Source organism: Mesorhizobium sp. M1365 (genome assembly GCF_040317865.1).
In the GTDB taxonomy this organism is placed as follows: domain Bacteria; phylum Pseudomonadota; class Alphaproteobacteria; order Rhizobiales; family Rhizobiaceae; genus Mesorhizobium.
The window spans coordinates 1-11848 of record NZ_JAMYLG010000022.1; the positions used below are offsets into that span (position 1 = coordinate 1).

An 11848-nucleotide genomic window follows, 5' to 3' on the forward strand; every position below is an offset into this window, starting at 1 on the left:
AAAGAAAGCTTGACCCCAGCACTCCGGTGCTCAGGTTCTCCTGGCTGCCGGATGCGCACGTCTGCGGTCTTCACCGGATGCGTACCTTAAGGCCACACCTGGGCGGGTAAGAACGCACCAGCCTCGCCCGGGCTTGTCGTCGGCAGGGGTGGGGTTGGCTTGTGGGGCCCCTATCAGACGCGCCTGGCCCCTAGATCAGGTTCCGCGCCCTCATAGCCGCCGATTGGTGGTTCCCGGACAAGTTCATGCAGCCGGCGGGCGATGAATTGCCACGGTTGGGCCAGGTTCACGGTCGCGATTTTTACAACGTGGCCATGTACCCGGTATACCGCGTCAGGGCGGCTCCTAGCCTCGGGGTAGAGAAGCAGTCCATCACACCTAGTATGTTCGCCAACACCTTGCGCATTGCGAAGATACGCAAATAATTGGTAGAGGTGGCTTGAGTGGAAGGTCGAAGCTCCTCGGTAAGTCTGAAGAGCGTCGGAATAGTACTTGGTGTCGATGATCAATTGCCTATGAGGCGAGCGCAGAAACACGTCTACTCGCATGTTTGGAAGTTGGCCGGCGCCGTCATCGGATATCAGCTCCGCATCCCATCTTATATGCAGAGGCTCAACGGAATACGTCCGTTGCTCGTTGCGGTAGAAGTTGCGGACGAAGGCTTCGAACACCGCGGCCATCTTTCGCTCATCGCGCAGGACGTCATGGAATTGGTAGCCGGAACGACCTACAGCTGGCAGCAACAAGTCGAAAGCGAGCTCGGCTACACGCAAAACGAGGCCGTATCCCGAAATGTTCCGATGGAGCTGTACACGCGAAAAAACTCCGCGATCGAGCCTTATGTCGGTCACATCTACAAAGTAACGAGAAACCTGCTGTAGGTCACGCGCCAGATTGCGATCTAAAGTCGGTGCTTTGGCAAGCCGGCGAAGGGAAGCCTTAAGAATCTGGTTGTGCAGAACGTCGTGGCTGAGCTCATCAAATAGACAATGGAGCCGTCGCGCCCGACGCGACCACAGCCGCACCGTTCCGCCAAGATCTATCTGACCACGTAGAGTAGCAATGTCTTCCTCATGCGGCTCGTAACCGCGATCGAGGCCGCGCCTCAGAAGATTGCGCGTGCCTACCAACAAAACCTTTGCTAGCAAGTTCGGCAAATCGGGACTGGAGATGCCTTCAACCGAGATTGCTTTCGCCTCTTCGAATCGATCCCAGGCGTAGCAGAACAGATAGTAGATGTTCTCGATAGGGATTGATGGAGCTGGCAATGTCATAGCGGCGTAAGCAGCTCGCTTTCCCAATGTGCAACCTTGCCCGGGGCGTCAAACCAATATTCCCGAAGAAGGTGTAGGATCTCAGTTCGGATAACGCGCTCATACCAAATCCAGCCATCTTCGAGCTTCAACGGATTGGAGCAGAAGAAACTGTGCCCGATCTCAAATCCGCGTCCGAGGTTGGCGGTGTCTAATGCGATTTCGTCGTTGAGTGCCCCAACGCGCATGATCAGCGCGTTGATGACGGCATGCGACACGCCAGCTTGATCCAGCTGCGAACGAAACTTCGGCGAACTTAACTTCGGCACAAGGTCGACAAACGCGAAGCGGCGGCGCAGGGCGTAGTCTACAACCGCAAGAGATCGATCGGCAGTGTTCATCAAACCGAGAAGATAGACATTACCTGGAACGTGAAATGGCACCTTACCCGAAGCCAGTGCCATTGCCCAATCAGGCGACCGCTTGTCAGCTTCGATGAGAAGCATAAGCTCGCCTAGTATCTTGCTCAGGTTACCTCGGTTGATCTCATCGATCACGAAGGCATAACTGTTTTTGGGATCGGCTTCGGCTCGGCGACAAAACTCGACAAACTTACCCGGTCGAAGCTCGAAGCCGTCTGCGGTGGGGCGATAGCCCTCTACAAAATCTTCGTACGAGTATGACTGATGGAACTGAACAAACCCCAGTCGATCGCGATCCGTGGCGCCCATGAGAGCAAAGGCCAGTCGCTGTGCCGCGAAGGACTTACCTACACCTGGCGGACCTTGCAGGATAATGTTCCGCTTCGCCTGCCAGAGCAGCATAATCTGTTCGGCTTCGGCGCGATCTAAGAAGAGCTCTTCAAGCGCATCGTCGAGTGTGTAGGAATTCCCCGTGGCAGCGGGTGCCGAAGATACGACTACATCCTCGTCGACACGAGGAAGAGACTGCCCTGCGAAGGCCTGATACGCACGGTTAAGGATCGAAAGAAGTGTCGGGGTAGCTTCGGTTAGGTAAGCGCCTTGATTGAGCCCGCGGTGCGCATTATAAAAGAGTCCCTTGGCTCCGCTTTTTGCGAGCTCCGACAGTTCGGTCGAAAAAGGTTCGGTTGCAAGAAATGCTGACCGCTCGAGCTTGGGAACAAGCGCCTCATAGTCGCGCAAAGCAACCCTGTACGCAGCACCTTCCCAATCCGTGCCAGCCAGACCTTGAAAACTGTCGTCGACACCGTCCAATGCGATCGAGATCCCAGTTATGGCTTCATTGTCGGTAAGGTGGAATACAACGTCTCCGGGCTGCACGGCACGCATGTTGGAATATATGTCGCCGCCGCTCTTCGATCGCTGGGGCGACCACAAGGCGCGTCCGAGGCTGTGCTCGCCCTGCTCACGATCTAACCGGCCAGTGACCAGAGTCTTTTCGATCCAATAGCGGCGAGCGCGATCGGGCGACGTACTCTGACCGTCGTCAGTTTGGATCTCGAATCCCAATCTCTCGAGATGTTTACGTGCGTCGGTGCCACTACACCCTTCGTTGTCAAGGGGCGCGCCATTGGGCATGAATTGATGGGCGACACCGAAAATGGCCTTTGATGGGTAGCGCTTACCGTCTCGTAAAACCCAGTAGCTGATAACCGAACCAAAATTGTAGGCCTCCATGAACGCGTCGAAACCCAGCGCATCGTATTCATCCATCGCTTTGTTGACGGCATCGGTGTCAAGACGTCGACTGCCACTCCGTCGCGAGGCACCCTCCCGAAAGTTTCGGTAGTAGTTGATGGCGGTGCGGTAGTTGCTGAGGTCGCGATAGAGATCCGAAGGTATGCTCAATTTGGAGGGGTTGGGCCGGTCCGCTGCTCGATCCTGAGCAGTGTAAGCAAGAGCTTGCATGATGCCGTCCAGTCGATCGGCATCGTAGTGTTCATCCAAATCGCCGTAGGCAGCCGAGAGGTTCCGGCATTCGGATAGCTTCGTATTGACCGTGTTCGGCTTGTAATTCGTTCTAAGCCATTCTCGAAAGCCGCTCTCGTTCATGTCTCTCCACGCTCCAGTTATCTAGAGTTAGACTGTCCCATATTACGCAGTCAAACACGCATAAGGTTGTAATGTCCGGCGATTGCATTTCACGAGGCTCAACCAGCCAGCCACAGGCGCGAGGAGCAGCTGCAGAGCGGATCCGTTTATTGTCAGCAGACAATGCGCCCGCGCCCAAGAGCACCTCACCGAACCGGTGCGCCGGTGCTATGGTGTACCGGCGTGATCAGACAGCAAGGATGTAAGGCATCCCCGCAGTCAACCGCCGTACGCTTCTTGCGCTCACCGCCGTTGCATATGTCGTTGAACCGACGTTTGCTGAAGGGGAGGGCATCTCACGCGAATTGCAGGCGCTGATCGCAACCCACGAGGTCACCTACAACGCGCTCCATACGGTTGTTCATCAAGTGAGCAGCAGGTGGCACGACCGCCAACGGGCAGACCGAATTGAACAGCAAGCATTGCTGGCCGTCTGTTCCTATCCTGCGACTAGCTGAGGCGATCGCCGGGCCAAGGCTGAGTACCTGTTGACTGTTGAGGCACGGGGCGAGCTCGACTTGGAAGGGCAAATGCAGGCAATATTGCACTCGATGCTGCAGGGATGATCCGGCCTCGACGAAGTGATGGCATAAACCAGACTGTTAATCGGCTGACTCGATATTCACTGCGACAGAGGGCCGATTGGGCAAAGCTGATGAGTTCCACAAACAGTTGGTGGCGGTATCTCGGCAATAGCCGTCCGTCTTCTGGCGGTCATGGGCAGCCTACAATGTCAGGTGAGCCGACAACCTCTTGAAGAATCTGCCGCTTGTTTGTTACAGCAACAGCTGCGACATTGAATACTTGGCGGCGCAAGTATTTTTCTGGACGGGGGGTATTGTGAAAATCCGCGAAGTCAACGAGGCGCGCTGGGAAAGCGGTGCGCCGGCCATCTCCAGCCGACAATCGGTCGCTGCCGTGGGCAAGTCGGCGCGAGCGCGGCTGGCCGCAGCGGATCCGGCCATCGTCGCCATCCGCAATCTATCGTCCGAAGGACAGCGTCCCACGCGGATCGAGATGGAGGCGATGATCGAGGATTTCGATCTTGTCGATGCCAACTTCATTCCTCGCTGCAATCTGATCATGAACTGTATTGCCCGGTTGCAGATCGACACTGAGCGGGGCCGAGAGCAAGCAACCGGATTCCTTGTCGCGCCTGGCCTATTGATGACCAATCACCATGTGCTTCCAAACGCAGAAGCGGCGATTGGCGGCCTTGCACAGTTTGGCTACTGGCACGACATAGCCGGCGGGGACAATCCGACCGTGACCTTTGCGATGGAAGCCGACCGTTTCTTCGTCAACGACAAGGAGCTCGACTTTGCGGTGGTGGCTCTCTCTCCCACGGCGACCAACGGGGCTGCGCTGAGCGAGCGCGGTTACCTCAAGCTCAGCCCTGGCACTGGCAAGACGTATGAGGGTAAGTTCGTCACCATCGTGCAGCACCCCGACGGCGACTATATGCAAATAGCGCTCCGCGAGAACAAGGTCGTCACGGCGTCCCAGGAGGAGTTCGTCATCCGCTACACCGCCGATACCGCTCATGGCTCGTCAGGTGCGCCAGTGTTCAACGACAGCTTTCAGATCGCGGCGCTTCACTCTGGCGGCCGGATCAAGCGCAACGAGGCAGGCCAATTCCTGCTCAAGAGCGGTGAATATGTCGCGAGCGTCGACGATCGCGATGAATCAGATGTGGTCTGGGAGTTCAACGTCGGCATTCGCATCAGCCGCATCTGTGCAATTCTGCCCGAGATGGCAGCGGCGCAACCGGGGAGCTGGCGACCGGTCGTCGAGGCGGCAATGGCGAGCGGCGACGTGCTTAGCGCTGCGATCGCTAGAAAGGGCAACAGCAGTGCGCCGATTTCGGATGGGAGGGAAGGCAAATTGGTCGAGGAGGTGACGCAAAAGCGTGCAGTCTCCGCAGCCGGATCGGCGAGCGATGGTTTGGGCGGGCTTATCCTGCCACTGGCCCTCAGGGTGAGTCTGGTCGGCGCGCCAAGTGACGTTGCGCCTGTCGCGACGGCGCCAGAAAGATCGACCGTCAAGGCCGAGCCGCCCGTCGACTCTACCGAGGCGGCGACATTCCAAATTCCGGTGATCTTCGACGACCTGCCGAGCCGGCAGGGCTTCAAGCGCAAGTTTCTGGGCAAGAGCGCCCCCATGCCCAAGTTGACGCCTCAGGGCGAAGCAATCGCGGCACCGCTTCTCGATGGTGGTGGGACCGAGCTGAAGTACAACAAGTTCTCAGTCTGGATGCACGCCGAGCGGCGTATAGCGCTCTTTACCGCGTCCAACGTCGACTGGCGCGACCGGCCGAAAACTGTCGACGGCAAGTCTACTGACCGAGACACGCTCTGCGGTTTCCCTCCGGACAAGAGGATCTACGAGCAATGGGTAACTGATCCGCGGATTGCTGCCAGACACCAGCTCCCCGACATTTTCTTCACCAAGGACTACTACAAGCCCGGGTCGGAGGCAGGCGCATTCGACAAGGGCCATATCGTGCGGCGCGACGATGTGTGCTGGGGCGACACTTTCGACGACATCCAGATGGGCAACGGCGACACTTTTCACGTCACCAATTGCTCACCGCAGATCGGCGCCTTCAATCAGGCGCCCAAGGGCCAGGATAACTGGGGCGATCTCGAGGTGTTGGTCGAGAAGCAGACCGGTCTCGACAAGGAGAAAGTCGTAATCTATGCGGGTCCGATATTCGGCGCCAAGGATCGTTGGTTCAACGGACGCGACGATGACGGCGCGATCCGCGTCCAGATACCGCGCGCCTACTGGAAGATCGTGGTCAACAAGCAAGGCAGCGCCGCCGGTGCCTACGGCTTCGTCCTCAAGCAGGATATCGTCCCGTTCACGGAGGATGAGTTCAAGATCACGCCCAACTGGAGGGGCGAGCTTGAGCGCATCAGCGCCATCCAGGACGAGATGCGTGGTTGGATCGACCTGTCCGAACTGATCGCCATCGACCAGTACGACGAGGCAATTGCCAACGCAGACACAATGTAGGTCCCTGTGTGAACAACAGGCGGATGAGTGGACGGAGAGAGTTGAGTTACAGAATTGGTGCTCAACTTAGAGCGAAGTTTATACAATGGAAAAACGGCCTCACTAGCCGCCTGAGGCTTGTTCGCGAAGCCAGAGCACCGGTGGTGGTTGCCGCCGTTTCTGCCGCGGCGCTGACTTTTCCTGAGCAGGTTCATGAAATTTACCGGGTCCTAGCTTTGGACACGCGAAGCCAGGTTGGACCGTTGATTTTCGCAGCTATGGCGCTGCTGGGTCTTGCGGCTGGGCTGTCGCTACTCGCTTTGGCACTGACGCAATCTGGAAGTCGCTTTAGAGCAGTGTTGGTGGCTGTGATTGCTTTGTTGCCAATTCTCGGCGCCTCGTCCGGGCTATTCTTAGCCGGTGCGAGGACAAGGATCATAGCCGGGGGACAGCCCGCCGGTGCACTCGACGAAGCCTTTGCCGCGCTCTTCGAATCAATGTCCGACCTTCCCTCGACCCTCAGGTTAGCCGCGCTCGTTGTAGCATTTGTGGGCGTGCTCGTCGGAGCCTTTTTCCTCCGGATCGGGCGATCGTTCCGTCCCCCCCTTGTTCGGATCGTTGGTCCGATATGCGCCCTAGGCGCCCTAGGCTGGATTGCATTTGCCCTTGCCCCACACCAGCTCCCCGTATTGCTGGGCAGTGCTGCCATAGTGCTTTTCTTTTTCCTGGTTACAGGAGGGCTCCTGAGCGTCCTGTTTCGGTTACGCGACCGTTGGAACATTCCCGCTTTCTCCATCCTGCTGATCGTCACTGTCTGCCTGTCTTGGTTGAACGTCAGCGACAACCATATTCCGCCGAAGGTGCGACGTCCCGAGGGTGTCGCCGGTGTTCAACCGACTGCCGCAGCGCTCTATGCTTGGCTTTCGGCTCGCGGTGACCGCGATCATTTCCTGAGTTCAGGACGTCCATATCCCGTATTCATTATCTCCGCGGCAGGCGGTGGTCACTACGCCGCAGACTTTGCCGCCACATTCCTTGCTCGCGTTCAGGACCGCTGCCCAAGCTTCTCCCAGCACATCTTCGCGATAAGTTCGGTTTCCGGCGGTTCAATCGGCGCGGGAGTCTTTGCGGCGCTGGCGAAGTCGTTTGCCGCCAATAGGCCCTGGGCCGAATGCGCCGTTGGCACGCTGGCCCCGGGCATGTTCGAGCGAACCACGCGCCAGATTCTCGATCGCGATTTCCTCGCACCAGTGATGGCGTCGATGCTCTTCAGCGATCTGCCGGGGACGTTAGTTCCAGCGTTGATTTCGCGCCACGATAGGGCTGACGTCTTCGACACCGGACTCGAGCGCGCATGGAGCGATGTACTGCCGGCCATCCAGAATCCGCTATCTGCGCCCTATTTGGGTTTCTGGAGGCCAGATGGTGCTGCGCCGGCAATCTTGGCGAACACGACTCAGGTCGAAAACGGTATGCGAGTGGTGGTGGCGCCGTTTATGTCAATCGACGGCCCGCTGGAGGCAGGCACACTCCATCAGAGAGCGCGCTACACGCGCTATTTTAACGGCGAGCTCGTCGATGACGGATGGGAGGCGTTGGGTGCAGGCGAGGACATTAAGTTCAGCACCGCACTGGGACTGAGCGCCCGTTTTCCGTGGGTCATGCCGGCGGGCCGCTTCACCACCAGCAGAACCGAGTTCCGGCTGGTCGACGGTGGTTATCTTGACAACTCCGGCGATGAAACGGCGTTTGACCTTATCATGGAACTTCGTCAGGTTCAGCAGCTGGGCGGAAAGCTCACGATTGGGCAGGTGCCTCTTTTCGAAGTCCATTTGATCACGCTCACGTCGGAAGGCGTTCTGCGGCCGGGAGCAGTCGAGGGATTTGGCGATGTGCTTTCGCCAGTGCGCACGCTCCTTGCCTCGAGGATCACGAGGGCCGACATGGCCACCCATCGCATAAGGACGCTTCTCAACCCTCAGCACGGATCGACGGCGGGAACCACAGGCGATTTTTCCTCGCCGTCTCCCCTCGTCAAACTGAATGCCGCATTGTCCCTGCCGCTCACATGGCAGCTAGCCAATGCGACGCAGCGGATGATATCGGCTCAGGTTGGCGATGCTGCTTCCTGCACGCATGCGGCTGTCATCGAGTTGCCCGAGTTGCGTGCCGGCACTCCGCCATCCGACGAAGAGTTAATTCGCCATATCAGTGATGCTGCTCTAACCAACAGCTGTGTCGCATGCTCAATCAGTTTTCGGCTGTCAGGAACCGCCGCCCCGATGGGACGGCCATGCTCCAGTCCATGACCGCGGTCGCATCAGACAGAGACTTTAGCGGGCGATATTGGTCGGACAGAAAAGGGAGGGGTGATTGCGCTACATCGAGAGACGCCGTGTCGCGGGTCCTGCCGCCCTGCGATCGACTATGGCGCAGGACTATCGTGTCCGGGTAGATCGATACCTCGGTCAGGGGAATCGAGGCGAGCGACCGCCCAAGCTGCCGTTCGAGGTGCTGGAAGACCGAGAACTTCGTCGATCGCTTGATCGCCTGTTTGAAGGAGCCTGCGCATACTGCGAGACGCCAGTGACCACGGGGGGCGAGATCGACCATTTCCGACCACAGCAGGGTGCGGAAGGTGGCGATGGGGAGGTGCACTACCAGCACTACTGTTGGCTCGCGCTCGACTGGGCGAACCTCTATCTTGCATGTCCGGACTGTTTGCGGGAGAAGCGCAACCGCTTCCCCGCGGACCCCCGCGGACCCATCCGAAGCTCCGTCGCACAACTCCGCAGCATCGAACGCGAGACCTTGATCGACCCGTGTGCCGATCTGCCTGCAGACCACTTCTCCATCGATCGCCGGGGCAACCTAATCGGCAAGACGTCGCGCGCGGAGATGACGATCGACATCCTCGACCTAAACCGGCCCACGCTTGTCGAGGCGCGTAGCGGGGTGCTACGGGTCTTTCTATCGCCACGCCAACCAATATCGGCGCGGATCGACACGCTCCTGCCTCGTGCCCCGTACTCCGGTGCTGCCTGGCTCGCTCTCCTAGAAAGGTTTCCGCCCTACTTGGCACGCGAGAGGATGCGGCGGCGGCCGACGAACAGGCGGACTCTCGGCAACCTAATCACCAACGCCTTCAGCCCTGAAGATCCAGACTTGGTCGACGACGGATGGCGGCCTGATGAAGGACGCCGACGGCGCCGCTACGTGCGCCGTGTATCGGTCAGGCATTTTCGAGGCCTTGTCCATGCCGTCCTAGAGTTTCCTCCGCGCGGCAAAGAGCAGGTCAAAGCGGCCGGGTCGGTGGTAGTGCTCGGCGACAACGGCGTGGGAAAGACGTCCCTGCTGCAGGCCGCCGCACTCGGTTGTCTCGGTCCGGAACATGCGTTGGATGCCAATGTCACGCCGAACTGGTGCCTCACCGAAGGGGAGGAGGAGGGCGAGATCGTCGTCGAGTTCTGGGGAACAGAGCGTACAAACCGCGTTTCGTTCAACTCCTCGTCGCCGGCCTTCGGCGGCCACGCGCAGGTGCCCGTGATGGTGCTTGGATACGGTGCATACCGCATGGCGGCGCGGCGCGAGCTGACCCATCGCGGCAGCGAGTACGAGTTCCGCATCCAGAGCCTCTTCTCGGAGCGTGCGCTCGTGAACGGCGCCTTTGGACTTCGCCAGCACCTCAGACGACCTAACGGCGAACCCGACGTGGAGCGATTAAACGACGCGACTCGCGCCCTCAACGCTGTGCTCCGAGGCAGGGCGAAGGCAAGCTTGGGCGCGGGCAACCGGCTAATCGTGGACGAGAATGGACGAGCCCAGCCGCTCGATGAGCTTAGTTCCGGGTTCAAGAGCATCGTTGCGATCACGACCGATATTATGGATGTCATGTATGAGGTGTGGAACGGGATGACCTCCGCGCAGGCGTTCATCCTGATCGACGAGATCGATGCCCACCTCCACCCGTCGTGGCGGCTGGCAGTGGTGGAAGCCTTGCGTGAGACATTCCCACTTGCACAATTTCTGATGACAACCCACGACCCGCTTCCGCTGCGCGGGTTGATCGAAGGCGAGGTCGTCATCCTCGACCGCGGCGAGAACGGAACCACTATCGAGCGACCTGCTGTCCTCGGATTGGACGGGATGAGCGTCGACCAGATCCTGACGTCCGACCTGTTCGGCCTGACCACGACGTTCGACATTGCCACGGCCGACCGGCTGGCCCGGTACTATTCCCTCCTTGCGCGACCGGTCCGTTCGGAAGCTGAAGACCAGGCGCTCGTCGCTGCTGAGGCTGCACTTCCGTCGGAAGTCCCGCTCGGCGACAACCCGCGCGAGAGGCTCATGTACAGGATCATCGACACCTATCTCGCCCGCCATGAGGGCTCGCGGGTCGAAAAGATGAGCGTCCAGACCATCGACGAACTCGTAAACCTCTTCGAGCTCGCCGAGAGGGATGCAATCGAGCAGGATGCAGAGCGCGAGACATGATCAGGCGACCGCGTCACCTTGTGAACGCGCCGGACGTCCTCGCAGACGTCGGCTCGCCGGCGGCCGGAGAACGGCAAGCGGCAGACGAATACTACAACGCCTTACCTTTGCCGACCGCCAGCATGACGTTCAACGTATATGGCGACGACGAGGTGAAGCACCGTCTCAACGAGCTGTTCAATTACAAGTGCGCATACTGTGAAACAGACTTCGGCCCAGGGATGCCTGTCGATGTAGAGCATTTTCGCCCGAAGGGACGTGTAGTCGGACCGGCTGGTAACCTGCTATTTCCAGGCTATTGGTGGCTCGCGTCGACATGGGCGAATCTCCTGCCATCTTGTATCGACTGCAACCGAGGGCGATGGCACCAATTGGACGGTTCGCGCTATAAGTATGGCAAGGAAAGCCTGTTCCCGTTGAAGGGAGGTGCGATGCCGGCGACCACACCGGCCGCTGTCGCCACTGAGGAACCCCTACTAATCGATCCCGCCGCCGAAGATCCCTCCGCGCATCTGAACCACGTCTACAAGCAGTCGCCGGCGGGGCGCAGCGAGAGCGTCGTCGAGCCGACCATCGGTGCGCACGGGACGGAGGACCCAAGGGGCCGTGCTTCGATCGAAATCTACGGACTGAACAGGCCACGGCTTGCATATTCGAGAAAGCGGACGATCGAGCGGATGAAAAGCGCGATCGACAACGTCGAATTACTCTACAGCCTAGCGGATGACGAGGGTCACCAAGCAAAAAAGGACAGGCTCAAGGAGAATGGAAGACAGGCGCTGAACCAAATCGTCCGGGACTACCTCCATTGGATGAACCCGTATGCCGCCTCGTGTCGCGCATACTTCCGAAAGTGGCTCGAAGACTTCCGCTCGAACGGGTCGGCGCCCTATGGGCGAGGCGATTCACGTCGACGAGCGAGGGGTCGCTGGGTATGACCGCCGCCGCATTAGCCCAGTCATTTCATCATTTTCAGTTGGTGTTGCGCGATGTCCGCTTGTGCAAGGGCCTTATGCCTGCCTGGCCAGCTGT

Annotated in this window: 6 protein-coding genes; 4 read left to right on the forward strand and 2 right to left on the reverse strand. The window is 59.0% G+C overall.

Annotated elements, in window-relative coordinates:
- Positions 1–173: 173 nt before the first annotated feature.
- Both NKH04_RS21490 and NKH04_RS21495 read right to left on the reverse strand, forming a co-directional pair.
- Positions 174–1274 carry a 5-methylcytosine restriction system specificity protein McrC gene (locus NKH04_RS21490; protein WP_353044911.1) on the reverse strand — a complete coding sequence of 367 codons (1101 nt, stop codon included), beginning with the start codon at positions 1272–1274 and terminating at the stop codon, positions 174–176.
- Entirely contained in the window at positions 1271–3286 is a 2016-nt protein-coding gene (locus tag NKH04_RS21495; RefSeq protein WP_353044912.1) for an AAA family ATPase, read from the reverse strand. Before NKH04_RS21495 ends, NKH04_RS21490 begins: the two co-directional genes overlap by 4 nt.
- Before the next feature lie 879 nt (positions 3287–4165).
- On the opposite strand from NKH04_RS21495, the gene NKH04_RS21500 reads away from it, so the two are divergent.
- From NKH04_RS21500 to NKH04_RS21515, 4 genes are all read left to right on the forward strand, one after another.
- Positions 4166–6343 carry a DNA/RNA non-specific endonuclease gene (locus NKH04_RS21500; RefSeq protein ID WP_353044913.1) on the forward strand — a complete coding sequence of 726 codons (2178 nt, stop codon included), beginning with the start codon at positions 4166–4168 and terminating at the stop codon, positions 6341–6343.
- A gap of 41 nt (positions 6344–6384) precedes the next feature.
- Complete coding sequence (locus tag NKH04_RS21505) at positions 6385–8631, forward strand: hypothetical protein (RefSeq protein WP_353044914.1); 2247 nt, start codon at positions 6385–6387, stop codon at positions 8629–8631.
- Between the two features lie 64 nt (positions 8632–8695).
- Positions 8696–10816: an AAA family ATPase gene (locus tag NKH04_RS21510; protein ID WP_353044915.1), complete on the forward strand. Its 2121-nt coding sequence runs from the start codon at positions 8696–8698 to the stop codon at positions 10814–10816.
- A 20-nt stretch (positions 10817–10836) separates the two neighbouring features.
- Positions 10837–11754, forward strand: coding sequence for an HNH endonuclease family protein (locus NKH04_RS21515; RefSeq protein ID WP_353044916.1), 918 nt, complete (start codon positions 10837–10839; stop codon positions 11752–11754).
- Positions 11755–11848: the final 94 nt, after the last annotated feature.

Bases quoted from the DNA above. Each gene is read 5' to 3' on its own strand.
- NKH04_RS21490 (WP_353044911.1), bottom strand. From the start codon at position 1,274: ATGACATTGCCAGCTCCATCAATCCCTATCGAGAACATCTACTATCTG.
- NKH04_RS21495 (WP_353044912.1), bottom strand. From the start codon at position 3,286: ATGAACGAGAGCGGCTTTCGAGAATGGCTTAGAACGAATTACAAGCCG.